This is a genomic window from Pseudomonas sp. R1-7, assembly GCF_051132105.1.
GTDB lineage: Bacteria > Pseudomonadota > Gammaproteobacteria > Pseudomonadales > Pseudomonadaceae > Aquipseudomonas.
In genome coordinates this window covers 1,240,556-1,262,794 of record NZ_CP071661.1, presented here as the reverse complement: position 1 = coordinate 1,262,794, position 22,239 = coordinate 1,240,556, and the positions used below count along the sequence as shown (strand labels likewise).

24 protein-coding genes and 1 pseudogene are annotated in these 22,239 nt (G+C 57.5%); 10 read left to right on the top strand and 15 right to left on the bottom strand.

The window, feature by feature from the left end; translation table 11 throughout:
- Positions 1 to 107 precede the first annotated feature (107 nt).
- Positions 108 to 398: a hypothetical protein gene (locus tag J3P79_RS05570; protein WP_434608816.1), complete on the top strand. Its 291-nt coding sequence runs from the start codon at positions 108 to 110 to the stop codon at positions 396 to 398.
- A 68-nt stretch (positions 399 to 466) separates the two neighbouring features.
- Here J3P79_RS05570 and J3P79_RS05565 read toward each other — a convergent pair whose 3' ends face one another.
- From J3P79_RS05565 to J3P79_RS05535, 7 genes are all read right to left on the bottom strand, one after another.
- Positions 467 to 1,672, bottom strand: coding sequence for a DUF2599 domain-containing protein (locus J3P79_RS05565; RefSeq protein ID WP_434608813.1), 1,206 nt, complete (start codon positions 1,670 to 1,672; stop codon positions 467 to 469).
- Positions 1,673 to 1,745: 73 nt separating this feature from the next.
- Entirely contained in the window at positions 1,746 to 2,903 is a 1,158-nt protein-coding gene (locus tag J3P79_RS05560; RefSeq protein WP_434608811.1) for a DUF2599 domain-containing protein, read from the bottom strand.
- A 308-nt stretch (positions 2,904 to 3,211) separates the two neighbouring features.
- Positions 3,212 to 4,147, bottom strand: a complete 936-nt coding sequence (locus J3P79_RS05555) for a glutathione S-transferase family protein (protein WP_434608809.1) — start codon at positions 4,145 to 4,147, stop codon at positions 3,212 to 3,214.
- 79 nt (positions 4,148 to 4,226) lie between these two features.
- Positions 4,227 to 4,550 carry a GIY-YIG nuclease family protein gene (locus tag J3P79_RS05550; RefSeq protein ID WP_434608806.1) on the bottom strand — a complete coding sequence of 108 codons (324 nt, stop codon included), beginning with the start codon at positions 4,548 to 4,550 and terminating at the stop codon, positions 4,227 to 4,229.
- Positions 4,551 to 4,590: 40 nt separating this feature from the next.
- Complete coding sequence (locus J3P79_RS05545) at positions 4,591 to 5,061, bottom strand: nuclear transport factor 2 family protein (RefSeq protein ID WP_434608804.1); 471 nt, start codon at positions 5,059 to 5,061, stop codon at positions 4,591 to 4,593.
- A gap of 87 nt (positions 5,062 to 5,148) precedes the next feature.
- Complete coding sequence (locus tag J3P79_RS05540) at positions 5,149 to 6,477, bottom strand: CynX/NimT family MFS transporter (protein WP_434608801.1); 1,329 nt, start codon at positions 6,475 to 6,477, stop codon at positions 5,149 to 5,151.
- On the bottom strand, positions 6,467 to 7,126 hold the full coding sequence (locus tag J3P79_RS05535) for a FadR/GntR family transcriptional regulator (protein ID WP_434608799.1): 660 nt from the start codon (positions 7,124 to 7,126) through the stop codon (positions 6,467 to 6,469). The genes J3P79_RS05540 and J3P79_RS05535 overlap by 11 nt, the downstream gene beginning before the upstream one ends.
- A 165-nt stretch (positions 7,127 to 7,291) precedes the next feature.
- Here J3P79_RS05535 and J3P79_RS05530 point away from each other — a divergent pair.
- Both J3P79_RS05530 and J3P79_RS05525 read left to right on the top strand, forming a co-directional pair.
- Positions 7,292 to 7,602, top strand: a pseudogene (locus J3P79_RS05530) (type II toxin-antitoxin system MqsR family toxin).
- On the top strand, positions 7,599 to 8,081 hold the full coding sequence (locus J3P79_RS05525; protein ID WP_434608798.1) for a type II toxin-antitoxin system MqsA family antitoxin: 483 nt from the start codon (positions 7,599 to 7,601) through the stop codon (positions 8,079 to 8,081). Before J3P79_RS05530 ends, J3P79_RS05525 begins: the two are co-directional and overlap by 4 nt.
- Positions 8,082 to 8,147: 66 nt before the next feature.
- Here the strand turns inward: J3P79_RS05525 and J3P79_RS05520 are convergent, their stop codons facing one another.
- The 4 genes from J3P79_RS05520 to J3P79_RS05505 all read right to left on the bottom strand — a co-directional run bounded on the left by J3P79_RS05520 (position 8,148) and on the right by J3P79_RS05505 (position 12,309).
- Positions 8,148 to 8,912 (bottom strand): amino acid ABC transporter ATP-binding protein, encoded by a 765-nt coding sequence (locus J3P79_RS05520; protein ID WP_003178331.1) that lies wholly within the window; start codon positions 8,910 to 8,912, stop codon positions 8,148 to 8,150.
- A 10-nt stretch (positions 8,913 to 8,922) separates the two neighbouring features.
- A complete protein-coding gene (locus tag J3P79_RS05515; protein ID WP_434608797.1) occupies positions 8,923 to 10,020 on the bottom strand; it encodes an amino acid ABC transporter permease in 1,098 nt (365 codons plus the stop codon).
- Between the two features lie 10 nt (positions 10,021 to 10,030).
- Positions 10,031 to 11,212, bottom strand: a complete 1,182-nt coding sequence (locus tag J3P79_RS05510) for an amino acid ABC transporter permease (RefSeq protein ID WP_434608795.1) — start codon at positions 11,210 to 11,212, stop codon at positions 10,031 to 10,033.
- 65 nt (positions 11,213 to 11,277) lie between these two features.
- Entirely contained in the window at positions 11,278 to 12,309 is a 1,032-nt protein-coding gene (locus tag J3P79_RS05505; protein ID WP_434608794.1) for an amino acid ABC transporter substrate-binding protein, read from the bottom strand.
- 471 nt (positions 12,310 to 12,780) lie between these two features.
- Here J3P79_RS05505 and J3P79_RS05500 point away from each other — a divergent pair, with 471 nt between their 5' ends.
- The 5 genes from J3P79_RS05500 to J3P79_RS05480 all read left to right on the top strand — a co-directional run bounded on the left by J3P79_RS05500 (position 12,781) and on the right by J3P79_RS05480 (position 18,074).
- Positions 12,781 to 13,437 carry an alpha/beta hydrolase gene (locus J3P79_RS05500; RefSeq protein ID WP_434608792.1) on the top strand — a complete coding sequence of 219 codons (657 nt, stop codon included), beginning with the start codon at positions 12,781 to 12,783 and terminating at the stop codon, positions 13,435 to 13,437.
- A 98-nt stretch (positions 13,438 to 13,535) separates the two neighbouring features.
- Positions 13,536 to 15,014, top strand: a complete 1,479-nt coding sequence (gene rhlB, locus J3P79_RS05495) for an ATP-dependent RNA helicase RhlB (protein WP_434608790.1) — start codon at positions 13,536 to 13,538, stop codon at positions 15,012 to 15,014.
- A gap of 123 nt (positions 15,015 to 15,137) precedes the next feature.
- On the top strand, positions 15,138 to 16,085 hold the full coding sequence (locus tag J3P79_RS05490; protein ID WP_434608788.1) for an ornithine cyclodeaminase family protein: 948 nt from the start codon (positions 15,138 to 15,140) through the stop codon (positions 16,083 to 16,085).
- 147 nt (positions 16,086 to 16,232) lie between these two features.
- A complete protein-coding gene (locus J3P79_RS05485; protein WP_434608786.1) occupies positions 16,233 to 17,375 on the top strand; it encodes an NAD(P)/FAD-dependent oxidoreductase in 1,143 nt (380 codons plus the stop codon).
- 72 nt (positions 17,376 to 17,447) lie between these two features.
- Entirely contained in the window at positions 17,448 to 18,074 is a 627-nt protein-coding gene (locus J3P79_RS05480; protein ID WP_434608784.1) for a helix-turn-helix transcriptional regulator, read from the top strand.
- Between the two features lie 131 nt (positions 18,075 to 18,205).
- Here J3P79_RS05480 and J3P79_RS05475 read toward each other — a convergent pair whose 3' ends face one another.
- From J3P79_RS05475 to moaC, 4 genes are all read right to left on the bottom strand, one after another.
- Positions 18,206 to 18,982, bottom strand: a complete 777-nt coding sequence (locus J3P79_RS05475) for an ABC transporter substrate-binding protein (protein ID WP_434608782.1) — start codon at positions 18,980 to 18,982, stop codon at positions 18,206 to 18,208.
- 253 nt (positions 18,983 to 19,235) lie between these two features.
- Positions 19,236 to 19,688, bottom strand: a complete 453-nt coding sequence (moaE, locus tag J3P79_RS05470) for a molybdopterin synthase catalytic subunit MoaE (protein WP_053124900.1) — start codon at positions 19,686 to 19,688, stop codon at positions 19,236 to 19,238.
- A 3-nt stretch (positions 19,689 to 19,691) separates the two neighbouring features.
- Positions 19,692 to 19,934, bottom strand: a complete 243-nt coding sequence (moaD, locus tag J3P79_RS05465; protein WP_207964244.1) for a molybdopterin converting factor subunit 1 — start codon at positions 19,932 to 19,934, stop codon at positions 19,692 to 19,694.
- Positions 19,931 to 20,404, bottom strand: coding sequence for a cyclic pyranopterin monophosphate synthase MoaC (gene moaC / locus J3P79_RS05460; protein ID WP_207964245.1), 474 nt, complete (start codon positions 20,402 to 20,404; stop codon positions 19,931 to 19,933). The genes moaD and moaC overlap by 4 nt, the downstream gene beginning before the upstream one ends.
- Before the next feature lie 707 nt (positions 20,405 to 21,111).
- On the opposite strand from moaC, the gene J3P79_RS05455 reads away from it, so the two are divergent.
- Both J3P79_RS05455 and J3P79_RS05450 read left to right on the top strand, forming a co-directional pair.
- Positions 21,112 to 21,315, top strand: a complete 204-nt coding sequence (locus tag J3P79_RS05455; protein ID WP_434608779.1) for a hypothetical protein — start codon at positions 21,112 to 21,114, stop codon at positions 21,313 to 21,315.
- A gap of 329 nt (positions 21,316 to 21,644) precedes the next feature.
- Positions 21,645 to 22,226 carry a SagB/ThcOx family dehydrogenase gene (locus J3P79_RS05450; RefSeq protein WP_434608778.1) on the top strand — a complete coding sequence of 194 codons (582 nt, stop codon included), beginning with the start codon at positions 21,645 to 21,647 and terminating at the stop codon, positions 22,224 to 22,226.
- The last annotated feature ends 13 nt before the right edge of the window (positions 22,227 to 22,239 follow it).

Sequence of the window (22,239 nt, the reverse complement as noted above, 5' to 3'; positions counted from 1 at the left end):
AAATATTTGGAGGCCGCTGGTCAGCACTGTCAAGTTCTACAGTTATATTGCCTTTGAACCACCCGGTATTTTATATGCGTCCAGCTGCCCCCGGCTGGAACCACCCCATGACCGAATCCGTCTGTGGAGCATACGAAATGAAATCAACTAATCGTCGTACAATCTTCCGCGCACAACAGCTCGCCAGTCTTGGACTGTTTAGCTTAATAGCCGCGACTTATACCGACTCGGCTTCCGCTGCGTCTTATAGTTGTGAATACGTCACGCTGGCAAACGTAAAACAAGGCAGCACCCTAACTATCAACGCAAACTCGACCGCCGACGCATTGAATCAAGCGAAAACCATTTTCCAGTCGCAGGGCATCAACACTTCCAGCGGTTGGATTATTTGCACATGATCCCACGCCAGGCAACGCCCAAAGCGACTGCCTCGGGCGTTGTGATCAATTTTATCCCGCCTTGAAAATCAAATTGGATTACAACCGGCCGCCACCGCTGCGTCATGGGAAACGTTGGGCCTGAAGGGCTCCAAATTCCACTCGGGTTTATTGCGTGAGATATTAAAGTGGCAAACCAGTTGGCGACGCATACCACCACCATCATTATTTACCCAGCGCGGATCATCGCCGTATCTTTTTACCAACTCGGAATACACCGAGTCGGTGCTTTGCGCCGTGGCCATACGGCCTCTATCGGTAGGAACGACAGATAAGCTCCACTCCTCCTTCCGAGTACCGGGGTCATAGCGCTTTAACCACTCGGCGTAGTTTATGTATCCGTCCATCGGATTCGCCATCTTGATCGCTTGGTCTCCCGCATTGAAAACAAAATTGGCATCTTGGGCCCGGGTTCCGGGCAACGTCATCGCGATCACAGGTACCAGAACGTTGGTCGTCGAGAAATAATCCTTCTGATCATATTGGGCATCCTCCAGCCCCCCCGGCAGATAAAAGAAGGCTTTTATCGGCAACGTCTCCGGCACGTTGACGTCCCACGCCGCCGTAGCCAACCTCATTTCATTTTGCTGGTGGATGGTTCCGCTGTCACCCAGGCCCATTGCCTTGATTGCCTCGTTGAAAGAGATGGTTGCCTTTTCATTTGCATCATCCCGTACATTGAAGCCGCACTGGCTCAGGTTACTGAAACCGTCGGCAACACGCTTGTCGTACCACTGCTGTGCCGTGTAGATGCCTTGCCGATGACAAAGGTCGCTGTTTGATTCCGCTCCTTGAGCGACGCCGCAGCCCTTTTCGGCCCGAACGTTAGTTGCGCCATCCACCGGAAACATGCATAAGATGTTGACTTTCTGGTTCCCCACAGGCGCAAACAGCGGAGGATAGATAATAAAACCATTATTTTCGTCGCGAACCAGTCTCCTGAACTCCGCATCAACTCGCAGATAAGAGAATGAAAACCCCCCACTTGCGACAGCTGGGGGGCTAGGCGCCCAAGACTTATAAGCTGTAGAAGGAACCGTCGCCCGAAAAATAATACCGCTGCATAAGAAAGCCGGCATAGAAGCTGTGCCGCAGTTAGCAGGCGTGTCATTATAGAGCGCTTGCAATTCACGAGCGACCTGCGCTCCCGAAGTCTCCAATGCCTGAACACCAGAGCCGTATGACAGTAATAACCCGAAACCAGCCGATATTAGACTTTCCACTAGAAATTTCATGTCAATCCCTCTTATTACTGATAAAAAACAAGAGCACCGCAAACTCCTGCACGGCGCAAAGCTGGACGACTTGTTAGGTATTATTACAACCAGCTGCTACGGCTTTTTCATGAGTGGTATCGGGTCGAAATGGCTCCAGATTCCATACATCCTTTGTACGCACGGTAGAAATCAAACACACCAATTGTCGGCGCATCCCTCCACCGTCCTGCTCCCTCCACTCGGTGCTGCTGCCATAACTACGCAGCATCTCACTGTAAAACGCCTCGGTTTGTTCGGGCCCGATCGATCTTCCACAATCCGTTGGGATAACCGAAAGCGTCCAAGCCTGCGCATTCAAGCCAGGATCAAAACGTTTTTCCCAAGAAGCCGAATCGATATATCGTTTACAAACGACATCACCCAGCGAGGCCTGATCAGCACTACTGTATGTAAACGCGGCGTCTTGCCCCGGTGTTGTGGGGAAGGCCAGTTTAATGACAGGCACAAATCTCCCCCCGTCGGCATAAAATGCTCGCTGGTCTTTTTTAGCGGAGTCCACCCCCCCGACCAAATAAAAAAAAGCTTGTATCGGAAGTTGCTCAGCCAGCCCGGATGGCCAGACAGCGATTCGTATTTCATTATTACTGAGTCCGCCACTGCTGAAGTTTTCGTTCTCTGTATATTTCATGGCGCGCAACACCTCCATGAACGCCTCGGCACCTCTTCCCTGTGGATTTGCCGCCACGTTAAATCCGCAGGAAATATAATGGGAGCCTCCATTACTCCGGTAATGCGTATTCCATTGCTCAGCGGTAGTTATGCCCAGGTTTTGACAGTAGTCCTCAACCTGAGGCGTTGTCGTGTGGTCACCACAGCCGGCCGAAAGCCGGCCATGACTACCGGCGTCAATAGGGAACGCGCAAAGCACGCTGACCTTGGTCATCGTACTGACTGGCTTCAAGAACTCCGGATAAAGGATATAGCCATTTTTATGATCCGAAGCCAGGGAGTTAAACTTGGCATCTTTTCGTAAAAACGAAAAAGACGTCGCGCCCTGAGCAATTGATTGGGGACTCGGATCCCAGGCCCGGTAATTGTCTGAATATACCGTACCTCGCAGAATGACGCCCGTACATAAAAGGGAAGGTCTGCTGGCTGCTCCGCAATCTATTTTCAGATCGTTATAATTGCGCCTTAGCTGATCTGCCACTTCAATGCCACGTTGCTCCGGGGTCGCGTAGGGCAACATAGTTGCGCCACATAACATCAACCATGCGAAAGCCGCTGACACTAGAGATATACATTTCATAGCGCACCCGTTTTATAGAATCTCCACGCACAGTAGAACGCAGCCCTCACATGCGAACCACTGTCGGAACTAACAGTTCTTAAAGCTTATCCGCTATAAGGGATAAACCAAGCGAGCAGAAACTCTATAACAGGCTCGTGCGTTGCGGCGGGTATTCTTCGACAAACAGGCAATAACGGAGTCATGGAAACCGTTATTGCCAATTGGTTGGGACGGATTGAAGCTTCGGGCTGGAGGGAAGTGCATCGTTACCGGAACGAAAGATTGAAACCCATCCGTGGAAAATGCACGTGCACTACCCCGGCACGCTCATCTTTGCGACGCAAGATTAGCTCCTCACTGCCCGCAAACAACAACTCTCCAGCCACCGGATCGACACCATAATCCGTCGCGGCGATGGTCACCTGCTGCCCCGCCACGAAGCCATTCGGGTCATTGAACAGTTCATCCGGCAACGCTGCCGGCGTCGCGTTCCGAGCCACGTCCAACGCCTCTTCGGAACTCATCTCGTTCGGCGCGCCATGACCAAAGCCCAGCACCCGCGAAAGCCAGGCCGATACGGCCGGGTACTCGTCCACCAACGGTGAAGTGACGGGCGTGCCCTTTAAAAACCACAGCGGATGCGCCATGGCAAAGTCGGCAATCGACGGATCGCCCAGCAGGAAATCGCCCTCTTCGCGCTGCAGTTGCTGTTCAAGCCGCGCCATGATCGTCGGCCATTGGTGCTTGGCCTGTTCGGCGGACAAGCGCGTGGTCGTGCCGCCACTGAACAGGCCGGCGCGGTCGCTGATGAATGCCTTGATCGCTTCAGGCGTCAGCCTGGCAAAGCGCACCGCCACCGACTCAGGCTGGAACACCAGGCTGACCGCATGCTGGAACACCACCGAATCGGCCCAGGCCGCGAAGGACGCCGCGATCATTTCGCGGCCTTCCGGGAACAGCGCAGGCGAGGCTTTTTCCTGCTCCAGCCGCCGAGCTATCAATGACGTGTCGCAATAGATATCCGCGCCGACCTGCAACACCGGCGTCTTGCGGTAGCCCCCGGTCAAGGCGGTCAGGTCGGGCTTGGGCATCATCGGAGGGATGTTCACCGAACGCCAGGACAGGCCCTTGAAGCCCAGCAGCAGGCGGGCCTTTTCGGCAAATGGAGACGTCGGATAATGGTGAAGGATCAGCTCTGACATGAGATTCGCCAATGCAGTGAGGAAGACCCGCACTGTAGCGTGACATCGACCGACAGCCTACCCGCGTGATGAAGGGTTATCAGTGCGATTGATCCGACGCCGTCGCGCTGGCCACCAGGCACTCCTTGGCGCTTTTCCTGAGTTTCTTGATCAACCGCTCCTGGCGCAGCGCCTCGCCCTTGTCGCGACAGGCCTCGGTGTAGACCAGGGCCACGGCCGGGCTGGACAGGAAGAAGCGCGCGCCCTTGCCGCTTTGATGCTTGGCGAAGCGCCGCACCGGGTCATCACTGATGCCGCAGTACAGCGAGCCGTTGGCGGCCCGCACCAGGTAGACGAACCAGGGTTTGTCCGGTTCGGCGGCGCCTTGTGCAGGCAGATCGGAGGATAAGTCGACGGTCGTCACAAAATCTTCAACAGGTGAGCCAAGACAAACCGCGATCTTATCAGCGACTGGCCTGGAACGCCCGCAGCCCCTTGAGCGCCTGGGCCCTGACCGCGTTGCGTACCAGCGGCGTCCAGCCTAGCAACAGGCCTTTGGTGCCTAACGCCTGGCGGGACCAGCGCCACAGATCGAAGTTGTCATGGTGCTCGCAGATCTTGCCGTCGCGAAACACGAACCGCGCGTGGATGTCGTTGACGACGGTATTGCCAGTCTGGCTGAACAGGTACGTCGCCACCCAATGAGCGCCACCGGTACGTTCGTCGCTGCGCACGTTATCGAAGGTCAGGGAAAAGTCCTTGGCCCGGGTCGTCAGCATGCGCCACATGTCACCGGCGTCGCGCCCGCGCAGTTCGCCGAACGCCGGATCGCTGAACACCACGTCGTCGGTGTAGCAAGCGCTCATGGCTTCGGCATCCAGGCGCTGGAAGGCCTGGTAGAAGCGGGTGATCAGGGCGTTGTGGGCTTCACTCATGGGCAGGCTCCGAAAAACGGTTCGATAGGCCTGCACGATAATCTGCCACCGTCGGGAAGACCATCGTCATTCGCCATGAAAATGATATCAATGAGGCTCGGTGACTCTTTCACTGACCACACCCACATACAACGCCCGACCGGCACCGATTCCCGCGATGATCGCCCCCAGGCCAATCACACCGAAGATCCAACCCAGGGCATTCCAGCCTCCGGTCAAATCGTGAACCAGGCCCACCGCGAAGGGCCCCAGCGACGCCAGCGTGTAGCCGAAGCCCTGGGCCATGCCGGACAAGTTGGCGGCTACATGGGCGTCCCTCGAACGCAACACGATCAGGGTAAGCGCCAGGCTGAACGTCGCGCCCTGCCCCAACCCCAGCAAGATCGCCCAGCCCCACAAACCATCGATGGGTGCGTAAAGGCAACCGAACAGGCCTCCCAGGGTCATGAGCATGACGACAACGATGGCCAGCCGCTGGTCCTTGCCACGCGTCGCCAGCCAAGGCGCACTCAGGGAGCTGATCAACTGCACGATGACCGACCCGGATAATACGAGCCCGGCCTGGGTCGGGCTCAGCCCTCGGCCAATCAGGATCGAAGGCAACCAGCCGAACACGATATAAGCCAGCGAGGATTGAAGCCCCATGTACAAGGTCACTTGCCAGGCCAACGGATCCCGCAACAAGCCCCGGACCCGGTAGGCCACCTGATGTGCACCGTGTTTCTGGCCCACTTGTGGCAACCAGAACATCGCCGCCAGGAGCGCAGGGGCTACCCAGAAACCCAGGCCCAAGGCCCAGCTGTCGCCAAGGTGCTGGCTCAGCGGCACCGTCGCCCCTGCCGCCATCGCGGCGCCCAGGCACAGCGCCATGGTATAGACACCGGTCATGGTGCCGGCCTGTTTGGCGAAGTCGCGCTTGACGATGCCCGGCAACAGCACGCCGATGATGCCAATACTCGCGCCCGCCAGGATGCTGCCGGCGAACAAGCCGAACTGGCCGAACGAACTGCGCAGGACGATCCCGCCAGCCAGCGTCAGCAAAATCCCCAACACCACCCGCTCGGCACCAAAACGCCGCGCCAGCACCGGCGCCAGCGGCGCGAACAGGCCCAGGCAAAGTACCGGCAACGTCGTCAACAAACCCGCTTGCGCGGCCGACAGGCCCAGGCTTTTTGAAACATCACTGAGCAGCGGCGCCATGCTCGACAAGGCCGGACGCAGGTTCAGCGCCACCAGGATGAGCCCGAGCAACAACAGCCAGGGCCGACGTACAAATGGCTGGCTCTGCTGGGTTGACTCGTCGTCGGCTTCGGCGTCGATCAGCAGTTCTTCAAGTTCGGCGGCGCGTTTGTGTGTCGTCGCCGTGGTGCGGTCAAGCGAATCGCGGGGCATGGAAAGCTCTGGTTCAGGGTTCATTGATCAACTGTCGGCAAAGGGCCTTGGCCCGCTCCGGGTCTTGTCGTTCGACGGCTTCGAGAATCTCGACATGCAGGTCGAACACGTGTTGATGACGAGGAGTGATGTTGAGGCTCTGGCGCAATTGCGCACCGATCACGCTGGAGAAATAGCGGTATAGCTCGCTGAGGGCGGGGTTGTGCGCAGCGTCCACCAGAAGACGATGGAAGATCAGGTCGCAGGCGATGTAGTGCTCCAGGTCGCCGTGGTAATGCTTGCCGCTGGTTTTCAGCGCCTGGCGCAACGCAACCAAGTCGTCCTCGGTACGCCGCAGTGCCGCCAGGCCGATGGCCTCCACCTCCAGGATATGGCGGGTTTCCCGAGCCTGTTCCAGCGAACAGCGCGACAGCACCTTTAACGTGTCCAGCGGATCGACCACTGCCCGGACATAACTGCCATCGCCCTGGCGGATCTCGATCAACCCGGAAAACGCCAGCACGCGCATGGCTTCGCGCACCGTGTTGCGGCTGATACCGAGCTCGGCCACCAACTCCGGCTCGGTGGGCAAGCGCTGGCCGACGACCCACACGCCATCGCTGATGCGTTGGCGCAGTTGCTCAAGGGCCTGATCGACCAGGGAGCGCTTTATCAATGGAGAAATGTCGGACATGGAATTCGCCTTTTCATCCAATCATAGGATGAATTTTCTGACATGTTAGTCAGCTTCGCGTAGGACGGCAACCGCCTAGGGTCAATGGGAGGCAAAAGAAACGAGATTTTCGATTAGTCAAAATTACCCTTTGAGGGTAATTTTACGAACAAGGCGCACCGCTCCATGGAAAAGAACACACCCCACTACGCCTTGGTGGCGATACAGGCGGATGTCAGGCGGCTTAAAGGGAAAGCTTTCTCCAGCACTGCGAAGAACACTGCTGGACGCTCGGTTTAAACGTCTCGGACATGCAGCAGGTCATCCATGGGCTTCAGCGAAAACATCTCTACAAATCGATGACCACCTATGACGATCATCGAGTCTGGCATGACGTCTACCACGCCAATTCACACGGTCTGGAGATTTACCTGAAGGTGACGTACCGCCCCAGCGGAGGACCACCGGTAATTTCCTTCAAGGAGAAAAACTCATGAAACACCAGCAATGCTTCAGCTGTGGTGCCCCGGAGGGCATGTTGCATTTCGAAGGTCGCGGCGAAACCATGAGCGTCAAGGGACTGGAACGTCGGGTCGATGACTTGTCTGGCTGGGAATGTCAGATGTGCGGCGAAGTCGAGCTCGATTCAAGCTGCTCGGATCGCTACGACCAGGCAGGTGATGAGCTGGTCAATGCGGCCAGGCGAATGGTCGGTGAAGAGATCAAACGTGTCCGGCGCAAACTTCATCTATCGCAAAAGGAAGCGGTACTGCTGCTATCGGGCGGTGGACACAACGCATTTTCCCGCTATGAGCGTGGCGAGGTACTCCCGCCAAAAGCATTGACGTTGCTGATGCGACTGCTTGATCGCTACCCGCATTTACTTGCAGATGCACGAGCCCTGGCTGAAGGCGCGGATCTGAGAGGATTCGAGACGACGGTGCACAAGGAGCACGAAACCCTCACGGCTTCCTGAGCAGCCGAAGCAGCAAAAAAATAAACCCGGACAAGTCCGGGTTTATTTTCATTACCTAAGGCTGGATCAATGCAGGATCTGGCTCAGGAACAGCTTGGTGCGGTCGTTCTGCGGGTTGTCGAAGAAGTCGTTCGGCGCTGCCTGTTCGACGATTTCGCCTTTGTCCATGAAGATCACGCGGTTGGCCACGGTACGGGCGAAGCCCATTTCGTGGGTCACGCAGAGCATGGTCATGCCGTCTTCTGCCAGGCCGATCATGGTGTCGAGTACCTCCTTCACCATTTCCGGGTCAAGGGCCGAGGTCGGCTCGTCGAACAGCATGATTTTCGGTTTCATGCACAGGGCACGGGCAATCGCCACACGCTGTTGCTGACCGCCGGAGAGCTGGCCCGGATACTTGTGCGCCTGCTCTGGAATGCGTACGCGCTCCAGGTAATGCATGGCGATTTCCTCGGCCTTGCGCTTGGGCATCTTGCGCACCCACATCGGTGCCAGGGTGCAGTTTTGCAGGATGGTCAGGTGCGGGAACAGGTTGAAGTGCTGGAACACCATGCCGACTTCCCGGCGGATCGCTTCGATCTGCTTGAGGTCGTTGGTCAGTTCCACGCCGTCGACCACGATGCGACCTTGCTGGTGCTCTTCCAGGCGGTTGAGGCAGCGGATGGTGGTGGATTTACCCGAGCCCGACGGGCCGCACAGCACGATGCGCTCGCCCTGCTTGACGTTCAGGTTGATGTCTTTCAACACGTGGAACTGGCCGTACCACTTGTTGACGCCCTGCATCTGAATAATGCCTTCAGGGCTCACAGGCTGTTTGATCGCTTCACTCATGAGTCAACTCCTAACGCTTGTGGCCAGTGTCCAGCTTGCGTTCCAAATGCATGGAATAGCGGGACATACCAAAACAGAAAATCCAGAACACCAGGGCGGCGAACACATAGCCTTCGGTGGCCATGCCCAGCCATTTCGGGTCGGCGGCAGCTTGTTTCACGCTGTTGAGCAGGTCGAAGAGGCCGATGATGATCACCAGGCTCGTGTCCTTGAACAACGCAATGAAGGTGTTGACGATACCCGGAATGACCATCTTCAAGGCTTGCGGCAGGATCACGAGGCCCATGCTGCGCCAGTAACCGAGGCCCATCGCCGCAGCCGCTTCGTATTGGCCCTTGGGAATCGCTTGCAGACCACCGCGCACCACTTCGGCCACGTAGGCCGACTGGAACAGGATCACGCCGATCAGCGCCCGCAGCAGCTTGTCGAAGTTCATGCCTTCTGGCAGGAACAACGGCAGCATGACCGAGGACATGAACAGCACCGTGATCAACGGCACACCGCGCCAGAACTCGATGAAGGTCACGCAGACCACGCGGATCGCCGGCAAGTTGGAACGACGGCCCAAGGCAAGGACGATACCCAGCGGCAAGGCGCCGGCGATACCGACGGTGGCGATCACCAGCGTCAGCATCAGGCCGCCCCACTGGCTGGTCGCCACGGTGTCCAGGCCCAACACGCCGCCGTGCAGCAGGCACCAGGCGATGATCGGGTACAGCACCAGAAAGCTCAGGCCGTACACCGCCTTGCGCGGGAAGCGCGAGATGAACAACGGCGCCACGCCGATCACGGCCAGCCATACCGTCAGGTCGACGCGCCAGCGCAGGCCTGTCGGGTAATAGCCGTACATGAACTGGCCGAAGCGCTGCTGGATGAACACCCAGCAGGCGCCCTCCTTGGTGCAGTCGGCCTGGGTGGTGCCGACCCAGTTGGCATCCAGGATCGCCCATTGCAGGATCGGCGGGATGATCAGGTAGATCAGGTAGAACGCAAACAGCGTCAACAGCGTATTGAGCCAGCTGGAGAACATGTTCGCGCGCATCCATGCCATCGGCCCGAACACTTTGCTCGGTGGCGGCATATCAGGTTTGAAAGTATGGGATGTCATGCGCTTTTCCTCACCGCTCGATCAGCGCAATGCGCTTGTTGTACCAGTTCATCAGCAAGGAAATGCTGATACTGATCGCCAGGTACACACTCATGGTGATCGCGATCACCTCGATGGCCTGGCCGGTCTGGTTCAACACCGTGCCAGCAAACAGCGAAACCATTTCCGGATAACCGATACCAGCAGCCAGAGAAGAGTTTTTCGCCAGGTTCAGGTATTGGCTGGTCAGCGGCGGGATGATCACGCGCAGGGCTTGCGGGATGATCACCTTGCGCAGGGTCGGACCGTTGCGCAGGCCCAGCGAGTGGGCCGCCTCGGTCTGACCATGGCTGACCGACTTGATGCCCGAGCGCACGATCTCGGCGATGAACGCCGCGGTGTATACGGTCAAGGCCAAGGTCAAGGCGAGCAGTTCAGGGATCAATACCCAGCCACCGACGAAGTTGAAACCCTTGAGTTCCGGCATTTCCCAATGCACAGGCGCACCGAAGATCGCGGCGCACAGTGCCGGGATCACCAGGAACAGCGCCAGGCCCACCCAGAACTTGTGGAACGGCTCGCCCGTCGCTTCGAAACGCTTGTTGGCCCAGCGGGTCATCAGCACGATGGCGACGATCGCCAGCACGATGCTGATCACGAACGGCCAGAACCCATCCGCCATCAGCGCCGCCGGCATGTTAAGACCGCGACTGCTGACGAAGAAGGTGTCACTGAAATTGTGGGCAGCCCGTGGTCCCGGCATGGTCAGGAATACGGCGAAGTACCAGAACAGGATTTGCAACAGCGGTGGAATGTTCCGGAAAACCTCCACATAGACGGTCGCCAGCTTGGAGATGATCCAGTTCTTCGACAAGCGTGCGACGCCGATGATGAACCCCAGGATGGTCGCCAGGATCACGCCAATGAAGGTCACCAGGAGGGTGTTGAGCAAACCGATGACAAAGACGCGGGCATAGCTGTCCGCTTCGGTGTAGTCGATCAGGTGTTGGGCGATGCCGAACCCGGCACTGCGCTCCAGAAAGCCGAAACCGGAAGTGATGCCCCGGTGTTCCAGGTTGGTTTGTGTGTTATCGAACAGAAACCAGCCCAGCGAAATAACCGCCACGATGGTGACGATCTGAAATACCCACGCACGCACTCGTGGATCGCTGAGGCTGAGCCTCTGCTTAGGTGCGCCGATTGAATTTTGCATGAAGTGCCCCGCAAAGAATGGAACAGAACATCACCCGGTGGTTGGCCCACCGGGTGATAGAACCATCAGCGCACTGGTGGTGCGTATTGAATGCCGCCTGCGTTCCACAGAGCGTTCAGACCGCGATCGATCTGCAGCGGGGTGTCCTTGCCGAGGTTGCGCTCGAACATTTCGCCGTAGTTGCCGACTTGCTTGACGATCTGCACGACCCAGTCTTTCGGCAGCTTCAGGTCTTTACCGTATTCACCGTCAGCGCCCAGCATACGAGCAACGTCAGGATTCTTGGTGGATTTGGCTTCGGCTTCGACGTTCTTCGAAGTCACGCCTGCTTCTTCGGCATTGAGCATGGCGAAGCCAGTCCAACGCACGATGGCCAGCCACTCGTCGTCGCCGTTACGCACGACCGGGCCCAGTGGCTCCTTGGAAATGGTTTCTGGCAGAACCACGTAGTCCTTTGGCGAAGCCAGCTTGCTGCGCTGGGCGAACAGTTGGGACTTGTCGGAGGTCAGCACGTCGCAACGACCGGATTCCAGCGACTTGGCGCTTTCATCGGAGGTGTCGAAAGTGATCGGGGTGTACTTGAGGCCGTTGGCGCGGAAGTAGTCGGACACGTTCAGCTCGGTGGTGGTACCGGCCTGGATGCAGACGGTCGCACCGTCCAGTTCCTTGGCGCTCTTGACGCCCAATTTGCTGTTGGCCAGGAAACCGATGCCGTCATAGTAGGTGATGAAGCCAGGAAACTTCAGGCCCATGCCCGCATCACGGGAGCTGGTCATGGTGGAGTTGCGCGACAGCACGTCGATTTCGCCCGATTGCAGCGCGGTGAAGCGCTCCTTGGCGTTCAACTGGCTGAACTTGACCTTGGTTGCATCACCGAATACCGCAGCGGCCACGGCGCGGCAGAAGTCAGCGTCGATACCGACGATCTTGCCGGTGGAATCAGGCACCGAGAAGCCCGGCAGGCCATCACTTACACCACATTGCACAAAACCTTTCTTCTGCACGGCATCCAGGGTTGCACCCGCCTGAGCGAACCCGCTGACACCGAGGACTGCTGCTGCAGTCACGACTGCCAGGGTGGATTTCAGTAACTTCATTCAAACCTCCAGTTTTGCTCTTGTTGTGTCGGAGCTCGAGCCCTGTCGCACCCTTTTGAGGCATTGCCGACCCTTGTTGGCTTTTTTTAGGGTCAACCGACGTCTGGGCCTTCGCTATGAGTCTATTAATGAGAGCGCCCATAAACAGCGGCCTGCTCACTTCTCACCAATCGGCCGAACGGGCTGTAGCCCTTCACGTTCGCGAAGCCCGTAGCGGCTATTGGCGAACATCCATCACCGGATTTCTGATATCCCATGCGTCGCGTCGAGCTGATAGTGTTACCGCGCAGCGTAAGAATCATCACTCGGCTAAACCAATAGCAAAGCCCGTACCACACCGCTGCGCTTGGCCCTTACTGAAGAGGTCAAGACAAAAAGTTGTAGTATTGCGACATCTAATTAACTGAGAGACCAGGCACGCACCGTAATCACGCACTGATTGGGCGCGCCCGCACATTTTTGGAGCACACCATGACCGACCCCTTGATTCTCGAGCCCTCTGGCACCGCTGATGCCTGCGTTATCTGGCTCCACGGCCTGGGTGCCGATCGCTATGACTTCATGCCGGTAGCCGAAATGTTGCAGCAAAGTCTGCTCACCACGCGCTTCGTCCTGCCCCAGGCTCCGACTCAGCCCGTCACGATCAATGGCGGTTATGCCATGCCGAGCTGGTACGACATTCGCGCCCTGAGCCCGGCACGAGCGATTGACGAAGATCAATTGGAAAGCTCTGCACAGCGGGTCATTGAGCTGATGGAAACCCAGCGAGCCTGCGGAATAGACGCTTCGCGAATCTTCCTCGCGGGATTTTCCCAGGGCGGGGCCGTGGTCTATCACACGGCATTCGTCAAATGGCAGGGGCCGCTGGGTGGCGTGATCGCCCTGTCCACTTATGCCCCAACGTTCAGCGAAGAACTGCAATTGTCTGCGAGCCAGCAACGCATCCCGGTACTGGCGCTGCACGGACAATACGATGAAGTGGTGCTCAACCCGATGGGCCGGACTGCGAAGGAGTATCTGAAGCAGCATGGTGTCACCGTGACATGGCGAGAATACCCAATGGGCCACGAAGTGTTACCCGAGGAGATTCGCGACATCGGCACCTGGCTGGCCGAGCAGCTGCGCTAAGAGGCCAATCGCCACGTCAACGCTTTGATGAACACACTACGCCGCGCCCGTTTCTTGCATTACACTGGCCGGCGTACATTCCTTAACCAATCGATGAGATGACCGTGCTCAAAGCACTCAAGAAGATGTTCGGTAAAAGCGAGGCCGAGCAGCTCGCGCCTGTTTCCAGCGCGCCAGTCCAAGCCCCGAGCCGCACCGATGCGCAACAGCCGCGCCGGACCGCTCCGCCGGTTGCGCAGGCAAAAACAACGCCCACGACCTCCCCCGCTGCCCAGCCCGTCGCCGCTCCGGCCGAGGAAAAGCCACGCAGCGAAGCGCCAAGGCCACGCCGCGAACGCGCACCAAAACCGCCCGTCGTCGCCTGGAAGCTCGAAGACTTCGTCGTAGAACCCCAGGAAGGCAAGACCCGCTTCCACGACTTCAAGCTCGCCCCCGAACTGATGCACGCCATCCAGGACCTGGGTTTCCCTTACTGCACGCCGATCCAGGCGCAGGTGCTCGGTTACACCCTCGCCGGCAAAGATGCCATCGGCCGCGCCCAGACCGGCACCGGGAAGACTGCCGCGTTCCTGATCTCCATCATTACCCAGTTGCTCCAGACCCCGCCGCCCAGGGAACGCTACATGGGTGAACCGCGGGCGCTGATCATCGCGCCGACCCGCGAGCTGGTGGTGCAGATCGCCAAGGACGCCGCCGACCTGACCAAGTACACCGGCCTGAACGTCATGACGTTCGTGGGCGGCATGGACTTCGACAAGCAGCTCAAGCACCTCGAGGCCCGCCACTGCGACATCCTTGTCGCCACGCCGGGCCGCCTGCTGGACTTCAACCAGCGCGGCGACGTGCACCTGGACATGGTCGAGGTGATGGTGCTGGACGAAGCCGACCGCATGCTCGACATGGGCTTTATCCCGCAGGTGCGCCAGATCATTCGCCAGACCCCGCCGAAAAGCGAACGCCAGACCCTGCTGTTCTCCGCCACCTTCACCGAAGACGTGATGAACCTGGCCAAGCAGTGGACGACCGACCCGGCCATTGTCGAGATCGAAGCCGAGAACGTCGCCAGCGAAAACGTCGAGCAACACATCTACGCGGTCGCCGGTGCTGACAAATACAAGCTGCTTTACAACCTGGTCAACGACAACGGCTGGGAACGCGTGATGGTGTTCGCCAACCGCAAGGACGAAGTGCGCCGCATCGAAGAACGCCTGGTGCGCGATGGCGTCAACGCCGCCCAACTCTCCGGCGACGTGCCCCAGCACAAGCGCATCAAGACCCTCGAAGGTTTCCGCGAAGGCAAGATCCGCGTGCTGGTTGCCACCGACGTGGCCGGCCGCGGCATCCACATCGACGGCATCAGCCACGTGATCAACTTCACCCTGCCGGAAGTGCCGGACGATTACGTGCACCGCATCGGTCGCACCGGTCGTGCCGGGGCCGCGGGGGTTTCGATCAGCTTCGCCGGGGAAGACGACTCTTACCAGTTGCCGTCGATCGAAGCGCTGCTGGGTCGCAAGATCAGTTGCGAAATGCCGCCGACTCATCTGTTGCGACCGGTTGAGCGTAAGCGGCCTTAACCGCTCGACAAGACAAGAGGCGCAGCCCGGAAAGGCTGCGCTTTTTTTTGCCTGGGGATATTGCTCGATAAAACTAAAAGTCCATAATGGACAAATTAGTTTAATGAGCCACCGGAGCACACGATGACCAGCACGCCTCAAGTCATGACCCAAGCCCAGGCCCGAGCGCTGCTCGAACACGTCGATGTGCCGCAGATCCTGCGCAAGCTGTTCCGCGATCTCGCCGCCGGACAAGCGGTGCAGCCACCCCAGCAGTTGGTGGTTTTCCCTCAAGGCGCCGGGGACTTCATCAATTACCTGGGCGTGCTGGCTGAAGATCAGGTCTACGGGGTCAAGACCTCGCCCTATATCGTCCGTGAGCAAGGCCCGTTGGTTACCGCCTGGACTTTGCTGATGTCGATGCAGACCGGCCAGCCATTGTTGCTGTGCGATGCAGCCGAGCTGACGACGGTCCGCACCGCCGCGACGACCGCCGTGGCTGTCGATGCCCTCGCTCCGCTCAAGGCCAAGCGCCTGGCGGTAATCGGCAGTGGCGCAGTGGCGCGCGCCCATGTGCAGTACGTCAAGGGACTGCGGGATTGGCAGGGCATCAGCCTCTATTCACCAAGCCTGAAAAACCGAACACCTGAAGATCTCGCGCTGATTACTGGCCTGGACCCGCGCCTGCAGATTTGCGACACCCTTGAAGCCGCGCTACACGACGCCGACGTGGTGATGCTCTGCACCTCGTCCGCCAAAGCGGTGCTCGATCCACAGGTCCTGGGTAAACCTGCGCTGATCACCTCCATCAGCACCAACGCCCCACGCGCCCATGAAGTGCCGCCCGAGCGCCTCAACGATATGGACGTGTTCTGTGACTATCGTCAGACCACTCCGGGCTCGGCCGGCGAGATGCTGATCGCCAGCGAGCTACATGGCTGGCAGGCATCGAGCATCGTGGGTGACCTGCCCGATCTGCTGAGCGAACGGGTGGCGCAGCCTAACTATGAGCGCCATGTGTTCTTCCGCTCCATCGGGTTGGGGCTGGAAGATGTTGCGCTGGCGAATGCGCTGTATCGACTTCATAACTGACACCCCCATTCCTTTGTGGGAGCGAGCTTGCTCGCGATGGCGGCCTGACAGTCAACATCCAGGTTGAATGTGCTGGCCTCATCGCGAGCGAGCTCGCTCCCACAGGATTTTTTCCAGACTCCCGGCAGTGCTCGACAGGAGAGCTTCATGACCTCAGCAGATTTCATCATCATCGGCGGCGGCATCGCCGGGGCTTCCACAGGCTATTGGCTCGCGCCCCACGGCCGGGTCATTGTGCTCGAACGCGAATCCCATCCGGCCTACCATTCCACCGGCCGCTCGGCGGCGCTGTATACCGCTGCTTATGGCACTCCACAGGTAAGGGCGTTGACACAGGCCAGCCGGGATTTTTTCGACGCCCCGCCAACCGGTTTCTGCGAGCATCCGTTGCTCACACCACGCGGCGAGATGACTGTAGATTTCATCGGTGACCCCACCGAACTGAACAACCAATACCTCAGCGCCAAGGCCACGGTGCCGCAGATGCAGTTGCTCAGCCCCGAAGAAGCCTGCGTGCGGCTGCCGATCTTGCGTCGGGAAAAAGTCCACGGAGCGATCTATGACCCCACTGCCTGTGACATCGACACCGATGCGCTGCACCAAGGTTACTTACGCGGCATTCGTCGCAGCGGCGGCGAGGTGCACACCGACAGCGAAGTGCTCGACTTGATCCGGGACGATCAAGGGCAATGGCAGGTCAGGACCGCCAGCCAGACTTTCTGCGCGCCCGTGCTGATCAACGCGGCCGGCGCCTGGGCCGACCAAGTGGCCGAAATGGCCGGTGCACCCAAGCTGGGGCTGCAACCAAAGCGGCGGGCAGCATTCATTTTCGCCGGCCCCGAGGGCGTGGACATTCATGACTGGCCGATGTTGGTGAGCCTTGACGAGTCCTTCTACATGAAGCCGGACGCCGGCATGTTCCTCGGTTCGCCCGCCAATGCCGATCCCGTCGAGCCTCACGACGTACAGCCCGAAGAGCTGGACATCGCCATGGGTATCTATCAGATCGAAGAAGCGACCACGCTGACCATTCGCCGTCCGACCCGCACGTGGGCCGGACTGCGCAGTTTCGTGCATGACGGCGATCTACTGGCCGGTTTCGACCTACAAGTGCCTGGCCTTTTCTGGGTCGCAGCCCAAGGCGGCTATGGCATCCAGACCTCCCCCGCCATGGGCCAGGCCAGCGCGGCCCTGGTGCGCGGAGAACCACTGCCCGAACCCTTGGCCCGTTTCGGCCTGAACGCTGCGATGTTGTCACCCGCACGCCTGGGCGGACCTTCATCAAGGTGACGCATCGCTACGATTGCGGCACACTCGCTCGCGCCCCTGCTTCACGGGGCGCTGACTGCCTGGAGTCCTGTCATGAATGCCCCGCAAGCCGATCCGGCACTGGATAACTTCCGCACCATCGCCGATGCCATCGCCACGCTGTTCTATCCCCACGCTGAAGTGGTGCTGCATGACCTGCGCACGCAACGGGTCGATTACATCGCCAACAACCTGTCCAAGCGCGAAGTGGGCGATGACTCATCCCTGGAAGACATGCTCAGCGAAGACGTCAGCGAACGAAACATCGGGCCATACGAGAAGTTGAATTGGGACGGTCAGAAAATCCGCAGCCTCAGTAGCGTGCTGCGAGACGCACACGGCCATCCGCTGGCGGTGCTGTGCATCAACCTGAATATTTCACTGTTCGAAAACGCCAAGGCGGCGTTGGACCTGTTCCTGTCGCCAAACAAATTGATTGCGCAGCCGGATTCGCTGTTTCGCGATGATTGGCAGGAGCGGATCAACACCTTCCTCCACGCCTGGATTCGCGAGCGTCAATTGAGCCTGAACCTGCTGACCCGCGACCACAAACGCGAGCTGGTACTGGCGCTGCATGCCGAGGGTGCATTCAAGGGCAAGAGCGCGTCCAACTATGTGGCAAACGTGCTGAACATGGGGCGGGCGACTGTGTACAAGCATTTGAAGGAATTGAAGGGCTGAGGTTTTGTCTTGCCTGGCCTCGTCGTCGGATCGCCGCCCGGAGCAAGCTCACTCCCACACTGGATCTTTGTGTACCCAAGACCCTGTGGGAGCGAGCTTGCTCCGGGCGGCGATCCGACGATAGCAATTGATCAGTCGCCGTAGATATCCGACTTGAAATACTTGGCCTGGATCCTCTGATACTCGCCATTGGCCCGAATTCCATCGATGGCCTTGTTCAGATCCGCCACCAGTTCGGTATTGCCCTTGCGCACCGCAATCCCGGCGCCCTCACCGACGTATTTCGGATCCTTGAGCTCCGGCCCGACAAATGCGTAGCCCTTGCCGCGAGGCATCGACAGAAAATCTTCCAGCGGGATCGTGTCGGCAAAAATCGCATCCAGGCGACCTGAAGCCAGATCCATGTAGATTTCCTCGTTGTTGCTGTAGCGCTTGACCGTCACGCCTTTCGGCTCGAAGACTTCCGTGGCGAAACGATCCGTGGTGGTGGCCCGCTGCACGCCGACAGTCTTGCCCTTGAGGCTGGCGTATTGGTCATCGACTACAGCGCCTTCCTTCATTACCAGCCGCGACGATGTGAAATAGTACTTGTGGGTGAAATCCACCGACTTCTTGCGCTCTTCGGTGATGGTCATGGATGACAGCGCCAGGTCGATCTTCTTCACCTTGAGCGACGGGATCAGCCCGTCGAACTCACCCTCGATCCACTCGCATTTGACCTGCATCTGCGCGCAGAGGGCATTGCCGATGTCGTAGTCAAACCCCTCGATTTTTCCTTCCGAGGTCTTGGAGGCGAACGGTGGATAAGCCGCCTCGATGCCGATGCGCAGGGTTTTCTCAGCGGCGAACAGGCTGCTGGAGGCTAGCAGGCTCAAGGCCAGGCCGGTGATGAGGGGGAGTTTCTTCATGTTCGATCTCTCGCGGGTTGTTGTTGGTTTGGCAGAGAAAGTTAGGCGCGACTGATTATGTACTTATAAATCCATACTGGACTCTAATGTACACATCGTCAATTGGGTAAACAGGGGAAAGTGATGGGAGGCTGCAGGCCTCATCGCGAGCAAGCTCGCTCCCACAAGGGACTTGTGTACAACAAAGATCCAGTGTGGGAGCGAGCTTGCTCGCGATGGCGACTTATGGCTTGCGAAAAAAACAACAGATTGCCTACTGCTTCCAGCGATCCGCCGCCGCATGATCACTGTCCCGCCCTTCCACCCAGCGCGGGCCGTCGACGGTGTTTTCCTTTTTCCAGAACGGCGCACGGGTCTTGAGGTAGTCCATGACAAAGGCGCAGGCGTCAAATGCTGCCTGGCGATGGGCACTGGCAGCGCCGACAAAAACGATGGGCTCACCCGGCTCGAGGGCGCCAATACGGTGCAACACCTCCAGCTTGAGCAACGGCCAGCGCTGCTCGGCCTCGGTGGCGATCTTGCCCAGGGCTTTTTCGGTCATGCCCGGGTAATGCTCCAGGAACATCCCCGACACATCGAGACCGTCATTGAAGTCGCGCACGTAGCCGACAAAACTCACCACCGCCCCCACGCCGACGTTGGCCGCGTGCATCGCGTTAACTTCAACACCCGGATCGAACGGCTCGACCTGCACACGAATGGCCATGGTTCAGCCTCCGGTCACGGTGGGGAAGAACGCGACTTCGTCACCGTCTGCCAATGGTTCGTCGAGCTGGCACAGATCCTCGTTGCGCGCACACATCAGGTTTTGCTCCTTCAGCACCTCGGCATCGTCCCGCTGGGCGAGCAGCGCGCGCACATCGTCGACTGTGGCGAAATCGCCTTGCACCTTGAGCGAATCCACGCCAAGCGCTTCACGGTAGCGAGCAAAGAACTTCACGGTGATGTTCATGGCGCGTCCGCCTGGAAATGGCCGCTCTTGCCGCCGAGTTTTTCCAGCACCCGCACGCCTTCGATGGTCATGCCACGGTCGACGGCCTTGCACATGTCATAGATGGTCAGCGCGGCGACGCTGGCGGCGGTGAGCGCTTCCATTTCCACGCCGGTCTGCCCCGACAGCTTGCAGCGGGCGACGATGCGCACCCGGTCCTCGCCTTCGGCAGTGAGCTCGACCTTGACGCTGGTGAGCATCAACGGGTGGCAGAGCGGAATCAGGTCACTGGTTTTCTTGGCGGCCTGAATACCGGCAATCCGGGCAACGGCAAACACATCGCCCTTGGGGTGGCCGCCACTGACGATCATTTGCAGGGTGTCGGGCAGCATGCGTACAAAGGCTTCGGCGGTGGCTTCACGGAAGGTCACGGCCTTGTCGGTCACGTCGACCATATTGGCGCGACCTTGGGAATCGAGATGAGTCAGCACAGGGTTACTCCTGATCAGGAGCAGGGATTGTAAACCCGTGGGTCAGATTCCGGCAGGGCTGATTGTCGCACCTGCTTTCATCTTGGGTTTGGAGGTAATGTAAATTTCATGTGGGGAAAAAACCGGGCAACGGTGAAGTCACCCAGCTCCGATGGTCGCTCACGGATAAATTCGGCATATTCGGCGAAAATTGAATCGTTGAACTAAGTCCACTACCAGAGTATCCATTGCCAAAAACTATAACATCTAGAGAATCTGGACTGCATACTCTATTACATACATCCCCTCCAAAGAAACAAGTAACGTAATGTAACCAAACCCATGCTTTCAAGAGCACCGTGATATTTCGGCGGCAAGCCATCGCCGCTACAACCATTTGATTATTCTAAATATACCGAACGCATGTAGGAGCTTCATGTAAGACTTTTAGACTCACAACCAGAGATAATTCCTACATCAAAACTATTGTTCCGCACGCCTAAGGCGCCTAATTTAATTAGCGAGGCCATACGGCTTCGAATCCTAAAACAAGAGGTTTTCACTATGCGTAAGGTAAATCTGCAAACTCGACTGACCGCTCTCTCCAACAATGCGTACAACATCCTCATCACGCCTGCGAAGCGTGAATCAAAACTGGCTGATTAAATAAGTCTAAACGCCAGACGGGCGAGCCAGCCCGTCTGGCATATCAATTTGGAGCACTTACAATGCCCTATTTTGCAGTTAATGAAAACATTACGATTACGCTATATGAAGGTGTCTTCGGGCTATGGAATTTGGAAACAGGTGAGCAATACGAAATATTCGAAAAACGTTATTTGGACCGAATTTTTGAGCTACACGAACTGAGCCAAAGCCAATACACACCGAAAGACGAAGACGACATACTGATTGAGGCAGGAATATACTAACAAACAGAAAGGCTGAAGAATACTTAAAAAATAAAAAACTGAATGGTCCATGGGGATGGGATCCAATCTCAAAAATATTTCATCTTGGAAGTAAACATAACTTCCCTAGAAAACTAAAAACCAGTGAAATCAACGAAGAAATCGGCTATCTAGACTTCTGTAAAAGCATCGTTGAAAACACCCCAACCCTCGACATAGAGCGAGAAGGAACGCAAATACCGCTTCCTTCCTACAACAGCAAAGCAACAGAAAACTATAGTTTAAGAAAAGCTCTATGGAACAGAACGACAAGTCGCAACTTCAACAAGGACCCTGTCCCACTAGAGTCTGTGTCAGATATATTATTCACCACCTTCGGAAAAATTCATGGAGACTCACATAAAACCAAACTTGCAAAACGCGGAATCCTTACAGTTGGCTACCGTAGATCCTCCCCCAGCGCGGGATGCTTACAAGCAACAGAAGCGTATCTGATAGCGTTAAACGTTAACAATTTAGAGCGCGGTATTTATCACTATAGGTCCCATCAACATATATTGACCAAACTGAAAGATGGAATAGACCCTGATCTTTCCCAAATTTTGTGTCATCAAAGCTTTGCATTGGATGCAAGCTTTCTGATTGTGCTGAGTTCACGCTTCGACAAGCTTTGGTGGAAATACCCACACTCACGAGCTTACCGCTCGGCCTTAATGGATGTGGGGCATTTATCCCAAACATTCAGCCTAGTGGCAACAGCACACAAGCTGAATACATGGCTTACCGGTTATTTCATAGATGACTTATTGAATGACCTGATTAAAGTAGATGGGCACAAAGAGCATTCCATGTTTGTTCTAGCAGGGGGGCACGGCCCAATGGACCCCTTGAGCCCAGGAGTTGTAAAGCTTTTGAAAGCAACTTCCCCATAAAAACATAATCATC

Excerpts from the sequence above, each read along its gene's own strand:
- J3P79_RS05560 (WP_434608811.1), bottom strand. The coding sequence starts at position 2,903 with ATGTTGCCCTACGCGACCCCGGAGCAACGTGGCATTGAAGTGGCAGAT.
- J3P79_RS05505 (WP_434608794.1), bottom strand. The coding sequence starts at position 12,309 with ATGAAGTTACTGAAATCCACCCTGGCAGTCGTGACTGCAGCAGCAGTC.
- moaD (WP_207964244.1), bottom strand. The coding sequence starts at position 19,934 with ATGAACATCACCGTGAAGTTCTTTGCTCGCTACCGTGAAGCGCTTGGC.
- J3P79_RS05555 (WP_434608809.1), bottom strand. The coding sequence starts at position 4,147 with ATGTCAGAGCTGATCCTTCACCATTATCCGACGTCTCCATTTGCCGAA.
- J3P79_RS05520 (WP_003178331.1), bottom strand. The coding sequence starts at position 8,912 with ATGAGTGAAGCGATCAAACAGCCTGTGAGCCCTGAAGGCATTATTCAG.
- moaE (WP_053124900.1), bottom strand. The coding sequence starts at position 19,688 with ATGGCCATTCGTGTGCAGGTCGAGCCGTTCGATCCGGGTGTTGAAGTT.
- J3P79_RS05535 (WP_434608799.1), bottom strand. The coding sequence starts at position 7,126 with ATGTCCGACATTTCTCCATTGATAAAGCGCTCCCTGGTCGATCAGGCC.
- J3P79_RS05540 (WP_434608801.1), bottom strand. The coding sequence starts at position 6,477 with ATGAACCCTGAACCAGAGCTTTCCATGCCCCGCGATTCGCTTGACCGC.
- J3P79_RS05500 (WP_434608792.1), top strand. The coding sequence starts at position 12,781 with ATGACCGACCCCTTGATTCTCGAGCCCTCTGGCACCGCTGATGCCTGC.
- J3P79_RS05545 (WP_434608804.1), bottom strand. The coding sequence starts at position 5,061 with ATGAGTGAAGCCCACAACGCCCTGATCACCCGCTTCTACCAGGCCTTC.
- J3P79_RS05525 (WP_434608798.1), top strand. The coding sequence starts at position 7,599 with ATGAAACACCAGCAATGCTTCAGCTGTGGTGCCCCGGAGGGCATGTTG.
- rhlB (WP_434608790.1), top strand. The coding sequence starts at position 13,536 with ATGACCGTGCTCAAAGCACTCAAGAAGATGTTCGGTAAAAGCGAGGCC.
- J3P79_RS05510 (WP_434608795.1), bottom strand. The coding sequence starts at position 11,212 with ATGCAAAATTCAATCGGCGCACCTAAGCAGAGGCTCAGCCTCAGCGAT.
- J3P79_RS05455 (WP_434608779.1), top strand. The coding sequence starts at position 21,112 with ATGCCCTATTTTGCAGTTAATGAAAACATTACGATTACGCTATATGAA.
- J3P79_RS05480 (WP_434608784.1), top strand. The coding sequence starts at position 17,448 with ATGAATGCCCCGCAAGCCGATCCGGCACTGGATAACTTCCGCACCATC.
- J3P79_RS05490 (WP_434608788.1), top strand. The coding sequence starts at position 15,138 with ATGACCAGCACGCCTCAAGTCATGACCCAAGCCCAGGCCCGAGCGCTG.
- J3P79_RS05485 (WP_434608786.1), top strand. The coding sequence starts at position 16,233 with ATGACCTCAGCAGATTTCATCATCATCGGCGGCGGCATCGCCGGGGCT.
- J3P79_RS05475 (WP_434608782.1), bottom strand. The coding sequence starts at position 18,982 with ATGAAGAAACTCCCCCTCATCACCGGCCTGGCCTTGAGCCTGCTAGCC.
- J3P79_RS05570 (WP_434608816.1), top strand. The coding sequence starts at position 108 with ATGACCGAATCCGTCTGTGGAGCATACGAAATGAAATCAACTAATCGT.
- J3P79_RS05565 (WP_434608813.1), bottom strand. The coding sequence starts at position 1,672 with ATGAAATTTCTAGTGGAAAGTCTAATATCGGCTGGTTTCGGGTTATTA.
- J3P79_RS05515 (WP_434608797.1), bottom strand. The coding sequence starts at position 10,020 with ATGACATCCCATACTTTCAAACCTGATATGCCGCCACCGAGCAAAGTG.